The organism is Micromonospora sp. DT231 (assembly GCF_049847025.1).
GTDB lineage: Bacteria > Actinomycetota > Actinomycetes > Mycobacteriales > Micromonosporaceae > Micromonospora.
Map to the genome: position 1 here is coordinate 213,113 of NZ_JBNCNO010000007.1, position 19,764 is coordinate 232,876.

The following is a 19,764-nucleotide window of genomic DNA, read 5'->3' on the forward strand; positions in this document are numbered from 1 at the left end:
GGACCCCCTTCACCTCCTGGGCTATCTACTGGAACCTAGCAGTAATAGTCCGAAATGCGAGCTTAGTATCTGAGCACTGATGATCCGACCGGCGTTGGGGTGACGTGTGAACGGCGCAGAAGCACTGCTGCGGACGCTTGTCGACGGCGGGGTCGAGGTGCTCTTCACGAATCCCGGCACCACCGAACTGCACCTGGTCGGAGCGCTGGAATCCGTCCCCGAGCTGCGCGGCGTCCTCGCTCTCTTCGAGGGTGTGGTCAGCGGTGCGGCCGACGGTTACGCCCGGATCGCGGGCAAGCCCGCCGCGACGCTGCTGCATCTCGGGCCCGGGCTCGCGTACGGCCTGACGAACCTGCACAACAGCCGACGCGCCAACTCGCCGGTGGTGAACATCGTCGGCGACCACGCGACGTTCCACACCGCCTTCGACCCACCGTTGAACTCGGACATCGCCGCGTTGGCGGGATGGTTACGCGGTCCCGTCCGCCGCCCCGAGGACGCGGCCGGCGCCGGCCCAGACGCCGCGGCCGCCCTTGCCGCCGTCCTGGAGCCACCGGGGCAGATCGCCACCGTGATCATGCCGGCGGACGTGTCCTGGTCCGACGGAGGGGCGGCCGGTGCGCCCGTGCGGGCTCGGCCGGCACCGACCGTCGACCAGGAGGTGATCACGCAGGTCGCGGCGGCTCTTCGCGGCGGCGAACCGACCGCGCTGGTGATCGGTGGAGCCGCGCTGCGAGAGGCGGGCCTGCTGGCCGCCGGGCGCATCGCCGCCGCGACCGGTGCCCGGGTCTTCTCGGAGCTCTACTCCAACCGGGTCGAACGCGGAGCGGGCCTACCCGCGTTCCCCCGGCTCGGCTTCTATCCCGACCAGGTGCTCGACCAACTGCACGGGGCGCGGCACCTCGTCGTCGCGGGCACCAAGGCCCCGGTGTCGTTCTTCGCCTATCCCGACCAGCCGAGTCTCCTCGTGCCCGAGGGCGCCCAGACGCACGTGCTGGCCGAGGTCGGTCAGGACGCCGTCGCCGCGCTGGTCCGACTCGCCGACCTGGTGGCCCCGGACACCGCCGCCCAGGTCACCGACCCGCACCGACCGGCGCTGCCCACGGGCGCGCTCACCCTGCAGAACTGGGTCGAGGTCATCGCGGCGCTGCTGCCCGAGCGGGCCATCGTCATCGACGAGTCGGTCAGCTCGGGCATCGCCCTCGCCGCCGCCACCGCCGGCGCTCCCCGCCACGACGTGCTCATGCAGACCGGGGGCGCCATGGGCGACGGCCTGCCCCTGGCCGTCGGCGCCGCCGTGGCCGCGCCCGACCGGCCGGTGGTGGCGCTTGTGGCCGACGGCTGCGTCATGTACACCGCCACGGCGCTCTGGACCCAGGTCCGCGAGCAGTTGAACATCACGAACGTGATCCTCAACAACCAGGCGTACGCCATCCTGCGCCAGGAGTGGGGATACTTCAGCGACCGTCCGGGCCGCGCCGATCCTGACACCAACCCGATGTTCGACCTGACCAATCCTCAGATCGACTTCGTCGGGCTGGCGAACGCGTTCGGGATGCCCGCCACCCGCGCCACCACCGCCGAGCAGCTCGCGGAGCAGTTCTCCCAGGCCCTGACCCGGACCGGCCCCCACCTCATCGACGCCAGCATCCCGCCCGCCGCCTAGGTCGCCGGTCCGCCCCGACCCGTCGTCGAGTGGCGCGGTGGCGTCCACCGCCGTTCGAGCGGTTCAGACGACATGACCCAGGTAGCCGGTGATCGCCGCGTCCAGCACCTCCGCGCCCGGTCGCGCCCACACCTCCGCGGAGAAGACCTCCACCTCGATCGGGCCGGTGTAACCGGCCGCGTCCACCGCCTCGCGCAGCCGCCGCAACTCGATGCAGCCGTCGCCGGGCAGCGCCCGACCGAGCAGCACCCCCGCCGGCAGCGGTGTCACCCAGTCGCAGACCTGGAACGCGGCGATCCGTGCTCCGGCCCGCTCGATCTGCGCGTACACCGTGTCGTCCCACCAGACGTGGTACGCGTCGACGACCACGCCGACCACCGTCGGCGCGAACCGCTCGGCGATGTCCAGCGCCTGGCCGAGGGTGGTGACCACGCAGCGGTCGGCGGCGAACATCGGGTGCAGCGGCTCGATCGCCAGCCGCACCCCGGCCGCCGCCGCGTGTGGGGCCAGCTCCCCGATCGCGTCGGCGACCCGACGACGCGCGCCGTCGAGGTCCCGGCCGCCGGCCGGCAACCCGCCGGAGACCAGCACCAACTCGGGGGCGCCGAGGGTGGCCGCCTCCTCGATGGCCCGCAGGTTGTCCGTCCGCCAGTCGTCGGAGGCGAAGAAGCCGCCCCGGCACAGCGACGTGACGGCCAGACCGGCGCCGCGGACCAGCTTCGCCGAGCGGGCCAGCCCGTACTCCGCCACCGGCTCCCGCCACAGCCCGATGCCCGGAACCCCGGCGGTGACGCAGCCGGCCACGACGTCGGGCAGCGGCCAGCGCTGGGCGGTGGCCTGGTTGAACGAGAACCGCGCGAGGCTCACCGCACCACGCCCGCCACCGTGAAGAACGCGCGCGCCCGGGCGGCGGCCAGGTCGGCGTCCGGCAGCAACCCGGCCCGGTCGGCCAGGACGAGCAGGGTCGCCAGGTGCGCGGCGGACCGGCCGGACTGCGCGCCACCGACCATCGTGAAGTGGTCCTGGTGCCCGGCCAGCCAGGCCAGGAACACGATCCCGGTCTTGTAGTGCCAGGTCGGCGCCGCGAACAGGTGCCGGGCCAGCGGCACCGTCGGCGCGAAGATCTCGGCGTACGCCGCCAGGTCCCCCCGGTCCAGTGCGGCCAACGCGGCGGCGGCGGCCGGCGCGATGGCCGCGAACACCCCGAGCAGCGCGTCGGAGTGGCCCTGCTCGTCACCCCGGATCAGCTCCGGATAGTGGAAGTCGTCACCTGTGTAGAGGCGCACCCCGGCCGGCAACCTGCGGCGCAGCGCGATCTCCCGGCCGGCGTCCAGCAGTGACACCTTGATGCCGTCCACCTTGGACGCGTGTGCTTTGATCAGCTCGGTGACCGTGTCGGCGGCCACGTCCAGGTCGACCGCACCCCAGTAGCCGGTCAACGCCGGGTCGAACATCGGGCCCAGCCAGTGCAGCACCACCGGCCCGTCGGCGACGGTCAGCAGCTCGTCGTACACCCGGAGGTAGTCCTGCGGGCCGCGGGCGGCGGCGGCCAGGTGCCGGCTGCACATCAACACCGGCCGGGCGCCGGCCGCGCGGACGTCGCCGAGCTGTTCGATGTACGCGGCGGTGACCGCCGCCAGGGTGGCCGGCCCGGGTGGCAGCTGATCCGTGCCGACGCCGGCGACGATCCGCCCGCCCACCGCGCGGGCCTCGGCGGCGCTGCGACGGATCAGCTCCCGGGTGGCCGGATAGTCCAGCCCCATCCCCCGCTGGGCGGTGTCCATCGCCTCGGCGACCCCCAGCCCGTACGACCAGAGGTGCCGCCGGAACGCGAGCGTGGTGTGCCAGTCCACAGCGGCCGGGGCGCCCGGCACGTTCTCCGCGTTCGGGTCGGCGACCACGTGGGCGGCGGCGTACGCGATCCGGGTGTTCGCCGGCGCGGCCGGCCGGGCGAAGCCACTCCCCCCGGCCAGCCGGTGCCGTCGCCCGCCCGGCAGCTCCACCTCGACACTCACCGAGCCACCAGCTCCGGGACCTCGACGCGGCGGCCCTCGCGGGCCGAGCGCAGCCCCAGCTCGGCGAGTTGGACGCCGCGCGCGCCGGCCAGGAAGTCCCACCGGAACGGCTCACCGGCCACGACGTGCCGCAGGTACGCCTCCCACTGCGCCTTGAACCCGTTGTCGAACTCCTCGTTGTCGGGCACCTCGGCCCACTGGGCCCGGAAGTCCTCGGTGGCCGGCAGGTCCGGGTTCCACACCGGCTTCGGCGTGACCGCCCGGTGCTGCACCCGGCAGGTGCGCAACCCGGCCACCGCGCTGCCCTCGGTGCCGTCGACCTGGAACTCCACCAGCTCGTCGCGGTACACCCGCACGCCCCAGGACGAGTTGATCTGCGCGATGATCCCGCCGTCGAGTTCGAAGACGGCGTAGGCGGCGTCGTCGGCGGTGGCCTGGTACGGGCGGCCGGCCTCGTCGACGCGCTCGGGAACGTGGGTGGCGGTCACGCAGGTCACGGCGGCGATCCGACCGAACAGCTCCTCCAACACGTAGTGCCAGTGCGGGAACATGTCGGAGGTGATGCCCCCGCCGTCCTCGGCCCGGTAGTTCCACGACGGACGCTGGGCGGGCTGCCAGTCACCCTCGAAGACCCAGTAGCCGAACTCGCCACGCACCGAGAGGATCCGGCCGAAGAAGCCGCCGTCGACCAGGCGCTTGAGCTTGCGCAGACCGGGCAGGAAGAGCTTGTCCTGTACGACCCCGGTGCGGACGCCGGCGGCGTCCGCGGCCCGCGCCAGGTCGAGTGCGGCGGCGGTGTCCTCGGCGAGGGGCTTCTCCGTGTAGATGTGCTTGCCGGCCTCGATGGCCTGCCGGATCGCCTTCTCCCGCTGCTGGGTGACCTGGGCGTCGAAGTAGATCTCGACGTCGTCGCGGGCCAGCGCCGAGGCCAGGTCGGTCGTCCAGTCGGTCAGCCCGTGCCGTGCGGCGAGGTCCCGGAGCTTCGTCTCGGTACGCCCGACCAGGATCGGTTCCGGCCAGATGGTCGTGCCGTCGGCCACCGTCACACCACCGGCCTCGCGGATGGCCAGCAGCGAGCGGACGAGGTGTTGTCGGTAGCCCATCCGGCCGGTGACGCCGTTGACGATGATGCCGATCGACCTGTGGGTCATGGAGTTCCTTCCGTCGTGCTGGCCGGGCCTCCCTGCGGGAAAGGGCTTTCTCTGCGGTACCGTGACGCTAGCCGGCACGGTGAAACGCCGTCAACAGACCGAGAGGGCGGGCCATGGCGACCCTGTCCGATGTGGCCCGCCGAGCGGGCGTCTCACCCGCCACCGCCTCCCGAGTGATCAACGGCAGCAGCAAGCCGGTGACCGACGAGCTACGTGAGCGGGTCCGCGCCGCCGTCGCCGAGTTGCAGTACGTGCCGAACGCCCACGCCCAACTGTTGGCCCGCTCGCACCGCAGCGCGGTGGGCGTGATCGTGCACGACGTCTCCGACCCGTACTTCGCCGAGATCACCCGGGGCCTGCAACGCGTCGCCTCGGACCAGGGCCGGCTGCTGATGATCTGCAACAGCTATCGGGACCCGGACCGCGAGTTGGAGTACGTGGAGCTGCTGCGCGGCCACCAGGTGGCGGCGCTGATCCTGGCCGGGTCCGGTTACCACGACCAGGCGTTCACCCGGCAGCTCAACGAGAAGCTCGCCGCGTACGAGGCCACCGGCGGGCGGGTGGCGGTGATCGGTCGCCACGAACACTCCGGCGACGCGGTGATGCCGGACAACCGGGCCGGCGGCTACCTCGCCGGACGGGAGCTGTGCGGGCTGGGACACCGGGTGATCGGTGTGATCGCCGGCCCGCGCATCCTGACCACCACGACCGACCGCCTGGCCGGCCTGCGGCAGGCCCTCACCGAGCAGGGCCGGGACCTGCCGGAACGGCTCATCCGCTACGCCGAGTTCGACCGCGACGGCGGTGCCGAGGCGGCCGGGCGACTGCTCGACACCGACCCGGAGCTGACCGCGATCGTGGCCCTCAACGACTCGATGGCCATCGGGGCGCTCGCCACCCTGCGGGCCCGTGGGATGGCCGTGCCGCAGCGGATCTCCGTGGTGGGGTTCGACGACATGCCGATCGCCCGGGACGTGACCCCGGCGCTGACCACGGTGCGGCTGCCGCTCGTCCACCTGGGAGTCCGGGCGATGTCCCTGGTGCTCGGCGCGGAGGTCCCCGTCACGCGGGTCGAGGTGATCCCCGCCGAGCTGGTCCGCAGGGACACCGCCGGTCCCGTTCCGAGCGCCGACCCCGTGACCGCCGGCTCCGCGCCGCGCGCCCGACGGGGCGACGCGGCCTCGTGACCGGCGTCAGCCCGACGCAGCGTCCGCTCACCGGCGACGACGTCGCGTACCTGGTCCGCGCGTCGTTCGGCCCGCACACCCGGGTCCGGGACGCCGGGCCGCTGGCCGGCGGCGGATACGCGACGGTCTGGTGGGCACGCCTCGACGACGACCGCCGGGTGGTGCTGAAACTCGCCCCGCCGGCCGGGACGCCGCTGCTGCGCTACGAACGCGGAATCTGCGCCGCCGAGGCGCGATACTTCCGCCTCGTCGCCGCACACGCCCCGCAGGTGCCCGTACCCCAGGTGTTGCGACACGGCACCGACCCCGCGTACGGCGAGTGGTTGGTCACCACGATGCTGCCCGGCCGGTCCCTGTCCGAGCTGGCCGGGGCCGGCGTCGCGGTCGACGACGGCCCGGCGCGCCACGACCTCGGCGTCGCCCTCGCCGCGTTGCACCGGGTCACCGGCGACCGGTTCGGGTACGACGGCGACCGGGCCGGCGGGCCGACCTGGCGGGTGGCGTTCACGGCGATGCTCGACGCGCTGCTCGCCGACGCGACCGACTGGCACGTGCCGCTGCCGGTGACCCCGGATCGCCTGCACACGCTCGTGGAACGGCACGCCGACACGCTGGACGAGGTACGCCGGCCGGCGCTGCTGCACTTCGACTGCTGGGACGGCAACGTGCTGGCCGCGCCCGATCCGGAGGGTCGGCTTCGGCTGCGCGGCCTGGTCGACGGCGAACGGTTCCTCTACGGCGACCCGCTGCTGGACCTGGTCTCGCCGCTGCTCTTCCGGCGCGTCGAGGACGAGCCGGAGCATCCGCTGCTGCGCGGCTATCGCAGCGCCGTCGGCGCTCCCCTGGTGCTGGACGGCTCGGCGCGCCGCCGACTCGGTCTCTACCGACTGCACCTGTACCTGCTGATGACCGTGGAGATGCCCAGCCGTGGCATGACTCCGCGCAGCCACCCGCAGCGGCACGCCCGGCTCGCGGCACTGCTGGCCGCGGAACTCGACGCGCTCGCGGCCTGACCCGATTTCCCGTTGTCCGGACGGTTCGCCGCTCGTACCCTGCTCGGCGTGCGGATTCGGGAGTTCGTGGCGGAGGACTGGTCCCAGGTGTGGCCGATCGTCGAGGAGGTGATCCGGGCCCGGGAGACGTTCCCCTACGATCCGGCGATGACCGCCGAGCAGGCGTACGGCATGTGGGCGGAGGCGCCGCCGGGCCGGACCGTCGTCGCGGTCGACGGCGGGCGGGTGCTCGGCACCGCGAAGATGGGCACGAATCGGCCCGGACCGGGCGCGCACGTGTCCACCGCGAGCTTCATGGTCGCCGCCGAGGCGCGGGGCCGGGGTGTGGGCACCGCGCTGTGCCGCGACGCCCTGCGGTGGGCCCGCCAGCGGGGGTACGACGGCATGCAGTTCAACGCCGTGGTGGAGAGCAACAGCTCGGCGGTCGGGCTGTACCGGCGGGAGGGCTTCGCGGTGGTCGGCACGGTGCCCGGCGCGTTCCGCCACCCCACCCTCGGCCGGGTCGGTCTGCACGTCATGTACCAGGAGTTCTGACCGGCGGCGTCTCGCCGACGCCCGCACCGCGGCTGACCGAGCACGGCACGCGACAAGCCACCGTGCCCCTCCAGCTCACGCCGTCGAGTGCTGGTCCGCCGGTGGCTGACCGGCCGTGCCCGGCACGACTGTGGCCGGCGGACGACGCTCTTCGGAGCCGGCGCGGCGGACCGGGGTGAAGAGGCCGCCGATCGCGACCAGCAGGCATCCCGCTCCGGCAGCGAGCGTGACCGCCTGGACGCCGTACCGGCCGGCGGCCCAGGTCAGCGTGGCGGCGCCGATCGGCCCGAGGGCGTAGTGCGTGCTCCAGAACGCCGAGGTGACCCGGCCGAGCAGGCGATCGGGGGTGATCTCCTGACGCAGCGACATCGAGCAGATCCCGCCGACGCTCAGGCAGCACAGGTACACGGCGGTCAGCGCGGTGACCGCCGGCACGCTCGTCGCGAGGCCGACGCCCGCCACGGCGAAACCGCAGACCGAGTGCGCGCCGATCCAGGTCGCGCCGAAGCCACGGCGGCGGCGCAGCGGGGCCACCAGCAACGCGCCGGCGACCGTGCCCAGCGCGGCCAGGCCGAGCACCGTGCCGACGGTGCCCTCGGAGCCGCCGAGGTCGTGGGTGATGTGGTAGATGAGCACGTCGGTGAAGCCGTAGGTCAGGAAGATGAACACCGACAGCAGCACGGTCAGCGCGCGCAGCACGGGCTGCCGCCACAGGAACCGCGCACCGGCCAGGAACTCGGCAACCGGCCGCTCCCGGGTCGCCGGTGCGGTGGCGTCGGCCCGCGCGGGTCGCAGCCGGATCAGCCACAGACCGGTTGCCGAGAGGGCGAAGCTCGCCGCGTTGACGGCGATGGCGAGCGCCGGGCCGAAGCGGGCCGACACCACACCGGCGAGCAGCGGCCCCAGGACGGCCGCCGCCGCGTACGTCGCCTGCAACCGGCCGTTGGCCTCGGTGATCCGGTCGGCGTCGACGAGGTTGCGGACCGCGGTCACCGCGGCGACCTGGAACACCATGCCGGCCGCCTCGCAGATCGGCAGCACGACGAAGAGCAGCCAGACCTGTGGGCCGGCGAGCCAGGCCAGTGGCACCAGGCCGTAGAGCACCAACCGGGCCAGGTCCGCCACGATCATCAGGGTGCGGCGATCGTACCTGTCGACAAGCACCCCGCCGAAGATCCCGGCGCCGACGGACGCCGCCCCCGCGACGGCGGTGAGCAGGCCCATCCGCGCCACCGACCCGGTCGCCTGGAGCACCAACAGCGGCACCGCCAGGTAGGCGAACGAGTCACCGGCCGCGGAGAGCGACTGGGCGACCCAGTAGGTGCCGAAGGTGCGGTCCCGCCACAGCGGAGGCCGGGTGGCGGCGGCAGATCGGCTCATCGCGACGAGGGTAGTGGGCGCGGCCACCCGGGGCTGACCGTGGCGGGCGTCACAGCGGCCCGATGTCACGAAGCGGCGGGCGCCGCGCATCTCGTGGGCGTCAATCCGAGCACGGAGGCACACGATGAGCACAGCGCATTCCACCGGCCCGGCGGGCCCGCACCACGTCCTGATCCTCGGCGCGGGCTACGCCGGCATGGCCGCGGCGACCCAGCTCGCGGCCCGGACCAGGAAGGCCGACGTGCGGGTGACGGTGGTGAACGCGCAGGAGCGGTTCACCGAGCGCCTCCGGCTGCACCTGACGGCGACCGGGCAACGCGTCGCCGAGTTGGACATCCCGACGCTGCTGGCGAACACCGGCGCGCACTTCGTCCGCGGCTGGGTGACGGCGGTCGACGCCGACGCGAAGACCGTCCGGATCGACGACAGTCGGGTGCTGCGCTACGACACCCTGGTGTACGGGTTGGGCAGCGTGACCGACACGGCGGCGGTGCCGGGTGTCGAGGAGCACGCGTACACCCTGGACGGTGCGGGCGAGGCGACGGCGCTTGCGGACCGGCTGGCGCGGCTCGGCGGCGGCACCGTCGTCGTGGTCGGCAGCGGGCTGACCGGCGTCGAGACGGCCGCGGAGATCGCCGAACAGCGCCCGGATCTCGACGTCGTGCTTGTGGGTCGGCAGGATCCCGGGGCGAGGATGTCCGCGAGGGCCCGGTCACACCTGCGGGCCGCGCTCGCCCGCCTCGGTGTCCAGGTGATCAGCGGGACCACGGTCACGAAGGTGCAGCCCGACGGGGTCGAACTGGCCGGCGCGCGGACGGTGGCGGCCGACGTCGTCCTCTGGACGGCCGGTACGCGGGTGTCGCCGCTGGCCGCCGCCGCGGGGCTGACGGTGGACGAGCGCGGGCGCGTCGTCACCGATGCCACGTTGCGGTCGGTGTCGCACCCCGACGTGTACGCGATCGGCGACGCGGCGGCGATCCGGCAGGGCTACGGCGTGCTGCACGGGACCTGCCAGAGCGGCATGCCGACCGGAGTGCACGCGGCGGTGTCGATCGCCCGGACGTTGCGGGGCAGGCAACCCAGGCGGTTCCGCTTCGGTTACTACCACACGCCCGTGAGCCTGGGCCGAAACGATGCGGTCGTGCAGTTCACCCGTCCCGACGACAGCCCTCGCCGTGGCTGCCTGACCGGGCGTCCGGCGGTCTGGTACAAGGAGACCGTGAGCGCCTCACCCTGGCCGACGTACCGCCGCATGACGACGATGCCCTCCTCCGGCGTCTTCTGGCCGCGCGGCGGCCGCCGCACCCGTCGGCGGGACGACGCGCGGTGACGCACCCGCCCGACCCGGACGAGCAGGTCTTCCATCGTCATCGCAACCTGTTGTTCTCGGTGGCCTACCGCATCCTCGGCACCGCGGCCGACGCCGAGGACGCGGTGCAGGACGCCTGGATCAGGTGGTCCTCGGCCGACCGCGCCCAGGTCGCCGACCCCAAGGCGTACCTGGCCCGCATCGTGGCGAACCTCGCGATGCACCGTCTGCGCTCGTCCCGATGGCAACGCGAGACCTATCCGGGACCGTGGCTGCCCGAACCAGTCCTGACCGGTGGGGACACCGCCGACGCCGTCACCGACGCCGAGTCGGTGTCGATGGCGATGCTCGTGGTGCTGGAGACGCTCAGCCCGCTGGAACGTGCGGTGTTCGTCCTGCGGGAGGTGTTCGAGTTCAGTCACGCGGAGATCGCGGTCGCGGTGGAACGCTCCGAGGCCGCGGTCCGCCAGACCGCGCACCGGGCTCGCGAGCACGTGCGGGCCCAGCGACCACGCTTCACTGTGGACCGCTCGCAGCAGCGCGGTGTGACCGAGCGGTTCCTCGCCGCCGCGACCGGCGGTGACATCAACACCCTGCTGGAGCTGTTGTCCCCGGACGTCACGCTGTGGACCGACGGTGGCGGTAAGGTCCGCCAGGCCCGGCGTCCGGTCCGAGGCGCGGCGTCGGTCGCCGCCTGGTTCGCGGCCATCGGCACCGTCACCTACCAGGGCGTCGAGCCGCACGACATGCACGCCGCCCTGGTCGAGATCAACGGAGGTCCGGGCCTGGTGTTCAGCGGTGGGGGCCGGGTGGTCGCCACCATCTGTCTCGACCTCGATGCCGGCGGACGCGTCGCCGCGATCCACAACGTGGCCAACCCCGACAAGCTCGGCGCGGTCGCCGACGGCGCCACCCACCACCTTCGGACGAGCTGAGTCGACCCCGCCGGCGGGCGGGGCGTCAGCCGGTCCTGGTGAGGTCGGTCGTGGCCGCGAGGTCGGCTACCACGTCCAGGAGCCGGCGCAGGGCGGGCGCGGTGCTGCCCGGCAGCCAGACCATCTCGGTGTGGGTGTAGGCGCCGGTCAGCGGGACGAACACCACGCCGGTGCGGCGAAGGCTGGCCGCCGAGCTGGCGAGCCTGGTGACGCCGACTCCGGCGGCGACCAGGCCGAGGAGACTCTGCACGCTGGCCTCCTCCTGGACGACGTGCGGCACGAACCCCGCCTCCCGGAACTGCTCGTCGAAGGTGCGGTGCCAGGGTTCCCAGGAACTGCGCGGCGTCGTCACCCACGGTTCGTCCGCCAGGTCGGCGAGCGTCAACTCGGCGCGGTCGGCGAGCGGGTGGCCCTCGGGCAGCACCGCGCACACCGGTTCGGTCGTCAGCCTCCTGGACGCCAGGCCGGGGACCAGCGGGGTCCGGGTGAAGGCGACGTCGTAGTGACCGTCGAGCACGCCCCGCACCAGCGGCGTGATGCCGGTGGACTCGGTGGCCAGGTGGAGATCGGGAAGTTGCTGGTGCACGGCCCGGACCACCGGGGGCAGGAGGTGGTTGGCGACGGTGGTCAGGAAGGCGAGTCGAAGGCTGCCGACCTCGCCCCGCAGGGCCCGCCCCACGACGGCCACGGCCTCGTCGGCGCGGTCGATCACGGCGCGCGCCTCGGGCAGGAACAGGACGCCGATGTCGGTCAGGGTGGTGCCGCGGGAGTCGCGGTCGAAGAGCTTCGCCCCGAGGGTGCGTTCGAGTGCGGTGATCTGTTGGGACAGCGACTGCTGGGCGATCATCAGCCGGGCGGCGGCACGGGTGTAGCTCAGCTCCTCCGCGAGGACCCGGAAGTAGCGCAGTTGCCGCAGCTCAGGGGTGGCCACAGAGACAGACTGTAGCCAGGTCAGGAAGCGTGTGTTGGCCGTCTCGCCGGACCTCCGCGCACGATCGTCCGGGAGGCGGTAGCGGCCTCCCGACGACACCCACCGAAGGAAGCCGATCATGACTGCAACACGTGTCACCACGCCGTTCGACGGCCGGTCCACCGCCAGTGAGGTGGTGGCCGGTGTCGACCTCGGCGGGCAGCGCGCCATCGTCACCGGCGCCTCGTCGGGCATCGGCGTGGAGACGGCCCGGGCCCTCGCCACCGCAGGCGCCGAGGTGACCCTGGCGGTACGGGACGTACGTGCCGGGGAGCGGACAGCGCGGGACATCCGGGACAGCACGGCAAACCCGTCGATTCGGGTCGTACCGTTGGATCTTTCCGACCAGACGTCGGTCGCGGCCTTCGTCGCGGCCTGGGCGGGTCCCCTGCACATCCTGGTCAACAACGCCGGGGTGTCGGCGACCCCCGAGACGCGCACGCCGGAGGGCTGGGAGTTGCAGTTCGCCACGAACCACCTCGGCCACTTCACGCTCACCACCGGGCTGCACCGGGCGCTCGCGGCGGCCGGTCGGGCCCGCGTGGTGTCGCTCAGCTCGATCGCCCACGTGCAGGCGCCGATGGTCTTCGAGGACGTCACCTTCCGCGCCCGCCCCTATGACCGGTTGCTCGCCTACGGCGAGTCGAAGACCGCCACCGCGCTGTTCGCGGTCGAGGCGGACCGGCGCTGGGCCGACGACGGCATCACTGTCAACGCGGCCAACCCGGGCGCGGTCGCCACGAACCTGGGACGGCACCTCACCGAGGAGGACTACGCGGGGCTGCCGGCGTACGACTTCAAGACTCCGGAGCAGGGGGCGGCGACGTCGGTGCTGCTCGCCGCCTGGCCGCAGCTCGACGGCGTCGGCGGCCGCTACTTCGAGGACTGCGACCAGGCCGCGCGCCACCGCCCGGAGACGCCGCTGCAGGGCGTCGCCGACCATGCGACCGATCCCGCGGCGGCGGAGCGGCTGTGGCAGGTCTCGCTCGACCTGCTCGCCGACGGCCGGCGGGCCTGACCGCCCGGGAGACGGACAGACGCGGACGGCCGCGGGAGGATCCCCCGCGGCCGTCTGCGGACGTGCGCGAAACGATCAGGCCTGGCGCAGCGGCGCGAGCGCGGTGCTCCAGGCGACCACCTGGTCGAGGGTGGTGGTCAGCGCGTCCCGCTGGAACTCGTTGGGCTTGAAGACGCTGAAGTTCTCGAAGTCGGTGAAGAGCGACAGCGCGACCTGCGACCGCACGTCGGCCATCTGCAGCTCACCGGAGATCAACCGCAGGTGCTCCACGGCCCGCGCGCCGCCGACCGAGCCGTAGCTGACGAAGCCCACGGCCTTGTTGTTCCACTCGGCGTACAGGAAGTCGATCGCGTTCTTCAGGGCACCGGAGGTCGAGTGGTTGTACTCGGGGGTGACGATGATGAACCCGTCGTAGGAGGCGATCGTCTCGGCCCACCGCAGCGTGTGCGGCTGGGAGTACTGGCCCATCGACGGCGGGTACGCCTCGTCGAGGTGCGGCAGCTGGTAGTCGAGCAGGTCGACCAGCTCGTACTCCGCGTCGGTGCGCTGCTTGGCGATCTCGAGCACCCAGCGGGCAACGGCTTCACCGTTACGCCCCGGGCGGGTACTGCCGAGAATGATCCCGATCCTGGTCATGGTGGCGCCTTTCCTCGGTACTTGCGCTGACGGCCCGACGCTAGCCGGTGATTGCTTGGTCAAGCAAATGTTGCCCCTATGGTCGCGATCACACGCTGAGTAAGCAATTGCTCAATCAAGCAAGTACGCTGTGAGAATGTCCAACCCCGCCGCAGAACCTCGGCAACCCCTCAACCCCGACGAGGAGGCCCTGGTCCGTGCCCTGGGCCAGGTGATGCACGTGCTGCCCCGCGCGATCGACGCCGACATGGTCGGTGACCGTCAGCTACCGCTCACGGAATACACCGCCCTGATGAACCTATCCGAGGCACCGGGCCGGCGGATGCGGATGAACGAGCTCGCCTCGGCCTGCTACCTCTCGCTGAGCGGCATGACCCGCACCATCATCCGGCTGGAGACGCAGGGCCTGGTCACGCGGGAGCGCTGCGAGGAGGACGCGCGCGGCTGGAACGCCGTCCTCACCGACGCGGGATTCGCCCGCCTGACGGAGTCCTGGCCCAGCCACCTGGCCGCCGTACGCCGCCGCTTCCTGCAGCACTTCGAGGGCTACGACCTCGCCGAGTTGGCCCGCGCCTTCCAGCGGGCCGGCACCGCCGAGAACGCCGAGACGACCGACTGAGCCCGGAACCGCCGCGGTCGGTTACCGGCGACTCAACCGGGCAGCCGCCCCGCCTCGACAAGCGCCCACGCCAGCAGCCCGAACGCGCCTGTCGACGCGACCGCGCGGACCACGTTGGCGCGTACCCAACTCGCCTCGAAGCGGTGCCGCAGAGCCGCGAGGTCGGTGTCGGTGTCACCGGCCCGGGCCAGCACGTTGTTGAGCGGCACGTTCACCGCGGCCGTCACACCGAGCACCACCAGGTAGAGCAGCAGCCCGGCCACGATCCACGGCAGCACCGCCCGGCGCCCCGCGTCCAGGTGCAGCGCCGCCGCCAGCACCGTGCACACGAGCGCGCCGCCGAAACAGGCGGCGAACCACACGTTGAGGATGGACTCGTTGATCCGTCGCATGGCGAGCACGAGCGTCCGGTCGTCGGTGCGGCCCAGGCCCGGCATGACCGCGTACGCGAAGGCGGCGAACAGCCCGGCGGTCAGACCGGTGGTCACCGTGGCGACGAACAGACTCGCGGTACTCAGGAATCCCATGCGCCCCATTGCACCCGCTGGCGCGCGTCCTGACCAGACGCGGGCCCCGGCACCGACTCGACCGGTACGCCGAGAAACCGCGACCCGCGCGGACCGGCCGCCGGTCGGGCTGCGCGAGGCACCCCGACCGACGGCCGACCGCACCGTCAGCGCAGGCCGAACGCCCGCGTGATGCGCTGGCTCACGGTGTTGCCGGCAGCGTCCCGCGCGGTGGTGCGCAGGCTCACGAAACCGGCGCCGGCCGGCGCCGCCAACGAGGTACGCCAGGCGTCCCCGTGCCGGCTCAGGCGCTGCTTGCGCCAGGTCGCCCCGTCGTCGTAGGACACCTCGACGGTCACCGCGCCGACCGTGCCCGAGACGCCGGGCAGGTGGCCGGCGACCACCGTCAGCGGCGCGCGCCGCGACGCCGTCCCGGCGGAGTCGAGGGCCACCCGGTAGTCCAGCTGGATCATCGGCAGCACCGACGACGACTCCTCCCCGGTGGCGGCCGAGGTGAAGCCCCACTCGGTGCGGGTCTGCCGGGAGTACGGGTTGGTCCAGGCGGCCCTGTCGTTCTCCACCACCAGCCGGTACGGCAGACGCTGCGCGGCCAGACCGGAGACCTGGAGATACTCGGCGTTGCCCCAGTTCAGCTCCCGGTCCCCCTGGTACAGGGTGGTCCGGTTGACCATGTCGTAGTTGGCCCGCGCCTCACCGATGTGCCCACCCCCGTCGCCCCAGCCGGGCGCGGGCAGGTAGACGGTGTCCAGGTAGCGCACCGGCACGTAACCCCCACCCATCCGGGGTCGCTGGATCGGCCCGAACCACTCGACGGCGCTCGGCCGACCGGCCGGGTAGGTGGCCACCTCCATCAGGTGCTGTCCGGTCTCGCCGACGATGTACGCGTCGTCGATCCACCGCTCGCCGGCGGTCACCCAGTCGGTGCGCCGGCCCTGGGCCGGGACGGTCTCCTGGTTGCCCGAGGCCAGGCCCTTCCAGACGTCGGTGCGGAACTCCAGCGCCTTGCCCGGCCGGTAGTTGCGGAACTCCACGTCGACCCGGGCCAACTCCCGCTTGGCGGGCCGGTAGGTCGGGTCGGCCGGCACGGTGCCCGTCCAGTGGTGCGCCACGTCGTACAGGTAGGTGGTCTCCGGGTGCGACTCGGCGGCCAGCCGCACCGGGCCGTGGCCCAGCGCCGCGATGAGCTGGTCACCCTCGTCGGCGGTCAGCGTCGCCACGGTCACCGGGGCCGGGCTCTGCGGACTCCACGGCGTCTCGTCCCACGGGTCGAGCCGACCGACGCCGTCGTTGACCACCAGCAGCAGCGTCGCGCCGGCCGCCGCGACGAGCCGCGCCTGGGTGGCGATGTCCACGGTGTCACTGCGCCGCACCACCACCGCCCGGTCCCGGACCGGACGCTTGGCCAGCCCGGCCGCCGTCGCGTCGGCGACGTAGACCGCGTCCACCTGGCGACGACCGGCCGGCAGCGCGGGGGTCGCCCGCTTCACCAGCAGATCGTCGTACGAGCGGCCGGCGGCGGAGATCGTCAACGCCGGCTGTTCGAGCCGCCACCGGGCGCCGAACTCGAACTCGCCGTCGGTGACCTTGCGGCTCGTCGGCAACGCCCACATGCTGTCGTACGAGTCGTTGGGCAGCACCTGACTCTCGGTGAGACCGTTCGCGGTGGACCGGTGGATGTCCATCCGCAGCGAGGTGGCGGTGACCTGCTGCGGCACCATGGCCCGTACCTGCCGGGCGGCCCGCGCGTCCAGGGTGACGGTGCGGTCGCGGTCCAGGTTGACGTCGGTGAAGCTGAGCATCGCCATGCCCCGGGAGCGCGGGCCGTTCACGCCGCGCACGTCCGCCGTGATCCAGCCGGTCCAACTCGCCACCGGCAGCCGCAGCGTGGCGGTGCCGCTCTCGGGCAGGTCCACGGCGGTGAACAGCCCGTCGGTGGTGAGGATGACCTTGCCGACGAGCGGTTTGCCGTCCCGGTCCTTGGCGACGAGCGTCAGGTTCTGCCGCTGGCCCTCCTTGCCGGCGCCGATCAGCGTCCGACCACGGACCGTGCCAGCGTCGTCGGTGGCGACGATCATGCCGCTGACCTGCTTCTCCACCGGCAGCTTGTCGTACGCCGCGGTCAGCTTCACCGTGGCGGTGCCGCCGGCGGGCACGGTGACCGTGTCGGCGGAGAGGGCGAAGAGGCCGGCCGGCGCGGCGGCCGCGTCGAGAGCCAGCTTCAACGTGATCGGGGCGCTGCCGAGGTTCGTGTAGGTGACCGTCCGGTCGACGGTCATCCCCGGCTCTTGCGGCCAGGCCTGGAAGCCGGAGTAGGCGCTCGGGGTGGCGAAGACGGTGGCCCGGGTGGCGGCAACCGCGTCGACCCGGCCGGCACCCGCCTGGTACGGGGTGTACCCGGGGGTGGCCTTGACCGTGCTGACAAGCGCCTCCTTGATGCGCTGACCGGTCCAGTCCGGGTGCGCGGCGGCGACAAGCGCCGCCGTGCCGGCCACGTGCGGGGTGGCCATCGAGGTGCCGCTCATCAGCGTGTAGTCCCCCGACCCACCGCGTACGTAGTGGGAGCGGGCCGCGAGGATGTCCACGCCCGGCGCGGTGATCTCGGGCTTGAGCCCACCGTCGCCGGCCCGGGGCCCCTGACTGGAGAACTCGGCGAGGTGGTCGGTCGAGTCGACGGCGCCCACCGTGAGCGCGGAGTTCGCCGCACCGGGGCTGCCGATGCTGTTCGGCCCGCCGTTGCCGGCGGCGATCACGAACAGGGCGCCGGTCTCGGCGCTGAGCCGCTCGACGGCCTGGCTCATCGGGTCACTGCCGTCGGTGGCCTCACCGCCCAGGCTCATGCTGACGACCCGGGCCTTCTGCTCGCGGGCCGCCCACTCCATGCCGGCGATGATCCAGGAGTCCTGCCCGCTGCCCTCGCTGTTGAGCACCTTGCCGATGTGCAGGCGGGCGCCGGGGGCAACACCCCGTTCGACTCCGCCGGACGCGGCGCCGCTGCCGGCGATCGTCGAGGCGACGTGCGTCCCGTGGCCCTTGTAGTCGAGGATGTCCGGCTCCGTGGGCACGAAGCTGCTGGACTCGGCGATCTGACCGGCGAGGTCCGGGTGCTCGGCGTCGGCACCGGAGTCGAGGACCGCGACGTCGACACCGGCGGCGGTGTTGCCCCCGGCCCAGACGTCCGGGGCGCCGATCTGCGCGGTGGAGTCGGCCAGGTCGGCGCGCACCCGTCCGTCCAGCCAGACCTTGGCGATGCCGTTGGCGAGGGTCGGCGCGGCACCCGTACGCCGGGCCGCGCCGGCGGTGAGGGCGGTCCAGAACCGGTCGGCGGTGGCGCGCTGGCGAGTCAGCGCGGCGCCCCGAACGCTGTCGAGCGGACGGACCAGCTCGCCACCGTCCACTGTGGGGCGGGTGCGGGCGCGGGCCGCCGCGTCGGTCATGGTGACGATCAGCGGCAGCTTGTCCGTGTGCGCGTCGTCGTAGCCGTCGGCGATCAGCTCGGTGACGTTGAACAGTTGGCGGTCCAGCACGCCGCTTGTGACGTACGGCAGCGCGGCGTCCGGGTAGACGTACGTGTCGCCGTCGAGCACGGTGCGGTGGAAGGTCGGCGTGCTGCCGTCCGGGCGGCGCACTGTCGACACGGTGCTGCCGTCCGCGGCGGTCGTCACCGTGACCGTGTCACCGGTGATCAACGTGACGGTGGACGCCCGTCCGGCAGCGGCCGGGGGAAGGCCGGTCGGGTGGTCGGGGATGGTCGGCGGGGCGGCGGACGCCCCCGCGGCGGGTGGGGTAAACCCGGCCGCCAGGGTGAGGGCGGTGCCGAGGGCGATCAGCCCGGATCGGCGACGCCGGCGAGACAGAGCCAAGATGACCTCTTTGCGTCGAGAAGTGGTACGCAGCACAGCATCGACGCATCACCCACCCCCACCGCGCCCCACACCCCGACGCACATACGCCATGTCACAACCCCGCCACCAACCCACCCACTCCCCCCCGCCCCCACTCCCCCGCCCGCGTCCCGCCCTCCCCGCCCTCAGCGCACCGTTGATCATGGAGTTATAGCCGACCGTCGCGGCGTGTCGTGACAACAACCTCATGATCAACCGCCCCGCCGCCCAGCGGCGGGGCGGCGGGGCGGGGGCGGGACGGCGGGGGCGGGGGGCGGGGGTGGGCGGGAGGGTTAGAGGGAGGGGCTGGTCAGCTTGGCGAGGGCGTCGAGTTGGGTGGGGTCGGAGAGGGCCGAACCGACGGCTGCCACCCGTACGCCGGCCTGGAGGAACGCGCCGGCGTTGCTGGCGTCCAGGCCGCCGGTCGCGACGAAGCGCAACTGCGGCAGCGGGCCGGCCATCGCCTTGAACCAGGCCGGCCCGAGCGTGATCGCGGGAAACGCCTTGAGCCAGGTGAGGCCGTGCCGCAGCGCCTGCTGGGCCTCGGTGGGAGTGGCCACGCCGGGCAGGTGCGGCAGGCCACGCGCGGCGGCCGCGTCGGCGATCGTGAGGTCGAGGCCGGGCGCCACGGTGAACCTGGCGCCCGCGTCGGCGGCCGCGGCGACCTGCTCGGCGTCGAGCACGGTGCCCGCGCCGACGATCCGGCCCCGCTCGGCGCCCGCCTCGACGGCGGCGCGCAGCGACGGTACGGCGTCCGGGGTGGCCACCGGGACCTCCACCACGTCGATGCCGAGGTCCCAGGCGCGCTCGGCGAGCCGAACGGTCTCGGCGACCGGCAGGCCGCGCAGGATCGCCATCACCCGGGCGCCGCCGAAGATGTGCTCGAAATCCGCTGTGGTCATGGTGCACTCCATCCGAGATCG

Annotated in this window: 17 protein-coding genes; 8 read left to right on the plus strand and 9 right to left on the minus strand. The window is 73.1% G+C overall.

Annotated features, from left to right (window positions below; genetic code table 11):
• Nucleotides 1–106 precede the first annotated feature (106 nt).
• Nucleotides 107–1,666, plus strand: a complete 1,560-nt coding sequence (locus ACPXBU_RS20200; protein WP_393371131.1) for an acetolactate synthase large subunit — start codon at nucleotides 107–109, stop codon at nucleotides 1,664–1,666.
• A gap of 63 nt (nucleotides 1,667–1,729) precedes the next feature.
• Here ACPXBU_RS20200 and ACPXBU_RS20205 read toward each other — a convergent pair whose 3' ends face one another.
• From ACPXBU_RS20205 to ACPXBU_RS20215, 3 genes are read right to left on the minus strand one after another with little or no spacing between them, the layout of a single operon-like run.
• A complete protein-coding gene (locus ACPXBU_RS20205; protein WP_425759167.1) occupies nucleotides 1,730–2,533 on the minus strand; it encodes a sugar phosphate isomerase/epimerase family protein in 804 nt (267 codons plus the stop codon).
• On the minus strand, nucleotides 2,530–3,681 hold the full coding sequence (locus tag ACPXBU_RS20210; protein ID WP_425759168.1) for a dihydrodipicolinate synthase family protein: 1,152 nt from the start codon (nucleotides 3,679–3,681) through the stop codon (nucleotides 2,530–2,532). The genes ACPXBU_RS20205 and ACPXBU_RS20210 overlap by 4 nt, the downstream gene beginning before the upstream one ends.
• On the minus strand, nucleotides 3,678–4,832 hold the full coding sequence (locus ACPXBU_RS20215; RefSeq protein ID WP_425759169.1) for a Gfo/Idh/MocA family protein: 1,155 nt from the start codon (nucleotides 4,830–4,832) through the stop codon (nucleotides 3,678–3,680). The genes ACPXBU_RS20210 and ACPXBU_RS20215 overlap by 4 nt, the downstream gene beginning before the upstream one ends.
• 113 nt (nucleotides 4,833–4,945) lie before the next feature.
• On the opposite strand from ACPXBU_RS20215, the gene ACPXBU_RS20220 reads away from it, so the two are divergent.
• From ACPXBU_RS20220 to ACPXBU_RS20230, 3 genes are read left to right on the plus strand one after another with little or no spacing between them, the layout of a single operon-like run.
• Nucleotides 4,946–6,019 carry a LacI family DNA-binding transcriptional regulator gene (locus ACPXBU_RS20220; RefSeq protein ID WP_425759171.1) on the plus strand — a complete coding sequence of 358 codons (1,074 nt, stop codon included), beginning with the start codon at nucleotides 4,946–4,948 and terminating at the stop codon, nucleotides 6,017–6,019.
• A complete protein-coding gene (locus ACPXBU_RS20225) occupies nucleotides 6,016–7,032 on the plus strand; it encodes a phosphotransferase family protein (RefSeq protein ID WP_425759172.1) in 1,017 nt (338 codons plus the stop codon). The genes ACPXBU_RS20220 and ACPXBU_RS20225 overlap by 4 nt, the downstream gene beginning before the upstream one ends.
• A gap of 48 nt (nucleotides 7,033–7,080) precedes the next feature.
• A complete protein-coding gene (locus ACPXBU_RS20230) occupies nucleotides 7,081–7,566 on the plus strand; it encodes a GNAT family N-acetyltransferase (RefSeq protein WP_425759173.1) in 486 nt (161 codons plus the stop codon).
• Between the two features lie 75 nt (nucleotides 7,567–7,641).
• On the opposite strand, the gene ACPXBU_RS20235 is transcribed toward ACPXBU_RS20230, so the two are convergent.
• A complete protein-coding gene (locus tag ACPXBU_RS20235) occupies nucleotides 7,642–8,946 on the minus strand; it encodes an MFS transporter (RefSeq protein WP_425759174.1) in 1,305 nt (434 codons plus the stop codon).
• 124 nt (nucleotides 8,947–9,070) lie between these two features.
• Between ACPXBU_RS20235 and ACPXBU_RS20240 the strand changes: the two genes are divergently transcribed.
• Together ACPXBU_RS20240 and ACPXBU_RS20245 are read left to right on the plus strand one after the other, a co-directional pair.
• On the plus strand, nucleotides 9,071–10,276 hold the full coding sequence (locus ACPXBU_RS20240) for an NAD(P)/FAD-dependent oxidoreductase (RefSeq protein WP_425759175.1): 1,206 nt from the start codon (nucleotides 9,071–9,073) through the stop codon (nucleotides 10,274–10,276).
• Entirely contained in the window at nucleotides 10,273–11,190 is a 918-nt protein-coding gene (locus ACPXBU_RS20245) for an RNA polymerase sigma-70 factor (protein ID WP_393371153.1), read from the plus strand. The genes ACPXBU_RS20240 and ACPXBU_RS20245 overlap by 4 nt, the downstream gene beginning before the upstream one ends.
• A gap of 25 nt (nucleotides 11,191–11,215) precedes the next feature.
• Here ACPXBU_RS20245 and ACPXBU_RS20250 read toward each other — a convergent pair whose 3' ends face one another.
• Complete coding sequence (locus tag ACPXBU_RS20250; protein WP_393371154.1) at nucleotides 11,216–12,121, minus strand: LysR family transcriptional regulator; 906 nt, start codon at nucleotides 12,119–12,121, stop codon at nucleotides 11,216–11,218.
• Nucleotides 12,122–12,239: 118 nt separating this feature from the next.
• Here ACPXBU_RS20250 and ACPXBU_RS20255 point away from each other — a divergent pair, with 118 nt between their 5' ends.
• Nucleotides 12,240–13,178 (plus strand): SDR family NAD(P)-dependent oxidoreductase, encoded by a 939-nt coding sequence (locus ACPXBU_RS20255; protein WP_425759177.1) that lies wholly within the window; start codon nucleotides 12,240–12,242, stop codon nucleotides 13,176–13,178.
• A 75-nt stretch (nucleotides 13,179–13,253) separates the two neighbouring features.
• Here ACPXBU_RS20255 and ACPXBU_RS20260 read toward each other — a convergent pair whose 3' ends face one another.
• Nucleotides 13,254–13,814, minus strand: coding sequence for an NADPH-dependent FMN reductase (locus ACPXBU_RS20260; RefSeq protein ID WP_393371160.1), 561 nt, complete (start codon nucleotides 13,812–13,814; stop codon nucleotides 13,254–13,256).
• A gap of 136 nt (nucleotides 13,815–13,950) precedes the next feature.
• Between ACPXBU_RS20260 and ACPXBU_RS20265 the strand changes: the two genes are divergently transcribed.
• Complete coding sequence (locus ACPXBU_RS20265; protein ID WP_393371162.1) at nucleotides 13,951–14,433, plus strand: MarR family winged helix-turn-helix transcriptional regulator; 483 nt, start codon at nucleotides 13,951–13,953, stop codon at nucleotides 14,431–14,433.
• A gap of 32 nt (nucleotides 14,434–14,465) precedes the next feature.
• Here ACPXBU_RS20265 and ACPXBU_RS20270 read toward each other — a convergent pair whose 3' ends face one another.
• From ACPXBU_RS20270 to ACPXBU_RS20280, 3 genes are all read right to left on the minus strand, one after another.
• The gene (locus tag ACPXBU_RS20270; RefSeq protein WP_425759178.1) at nucleotides 14,466–14,960 is read right to left on the minus strand and encodes a DUF1772 domain-containing protein; all 495 of its coding nucleotides are present in this window, start codon (nucleotides 14,958–14,960) and stop codon (nucleotides 14,466–14,468) included.
• 146 nt (nucleotides 14,961–15,106) lie between these two features.
• Complete coding sequence (locus tag ACPXBU_RS20275; RefSeq protein ID WP_425759179.1) at nucleotides 15,107–18,820, minus strand: S8 family serine peptidase; 3,714 nt, start codon at nucleotides 18,818–18,820, stop codon at nucleotides 15,107–15,109.
• Between the two features lie 314 nt (nucleotides 18,821–19,134).
• A complete protein-coding gene (locus ACPXBU_RS20280) occupies nucleotides 19,135–19,743 on the minus strand; it encodes a bifunctional 4-hydroxy-2-oxoglutarate aldolase/2-dehydro-3-deoxy-phosphogluconate aldolase (protein ID WP_393371171.1) in 609 nt (202 codons plus the stop codon).
• Nucleotides 19,744–19,764: the final 21 nt, after the last annotated feature.

Bases quoted from the DNA above. Each gene is read 5' to 3' on its own strand.
- ACPXBU_RS20235 (WP_425759174.1), bottom strand. From the start codon at position 8,946: ATGAGCCGATCTGCCGCCGCCACCCGGCCTCCGCTGTGGCGGGACCGC.
- ACPXBU_RS20215 (WP_425759169.1), bottom strand. From the start codon at position 4,832: ATGACCCACAGGTCGATCGGCATCATCGTCAACGGCGTCACCGGCCGG.
- ACPXBU_RS20240 (WP_425759175.1), top strand. From the start codon at position 9,071: ATGAGCACAGCGCATTCCACCGGCCCGGCGGGCCCGCACCACGTCCTG.
- ACPXBU_RS20220 (WP_425759171.1), top strand. From the start codon at position 4,946: ATGGCGACCCTGTCCGATGTGGCCCGCCGAGCGGGCGTCTCACCCGCC.
- ACPXBU_RS20265 (WP_393371162.1), top strand. From the start codon at position 13,951: ATGTCCAACCCCGCCGCAGAACCTCGGCAACCCCTCAACCCCGACGAG.
- ACPXBU_RS20270 (WP_425759178.1), bottom strand. From the start codon at position 14,960: ATGGGATTCCTGAGTACCGCGAGTCTGTTCGTCGCCACGGTGACCACC.
- ACPXBU_RS20255 (WP_425759177.1), top strand. From the start codon at position 12,240: ATGACTGCAACACGTGTCACCACGCCGTTCGACGGCCGGTCCACCGCC.
- ACPXBU_RS20260 (WP_393371160.1), bottom strand. From the start codon at position 13,814: ATGACCAGGATCGGGATCATTCTCGGCAGTACCCGCCCGGGGCGTAAC.
- ACPXBU_RS20280 (WP_393371171.1), bottom strand. From the start codon at position 19,743: ATGACCACAGCGGATTTCGAGCACATCTTCGGCGGCGCCCGGGTGATG.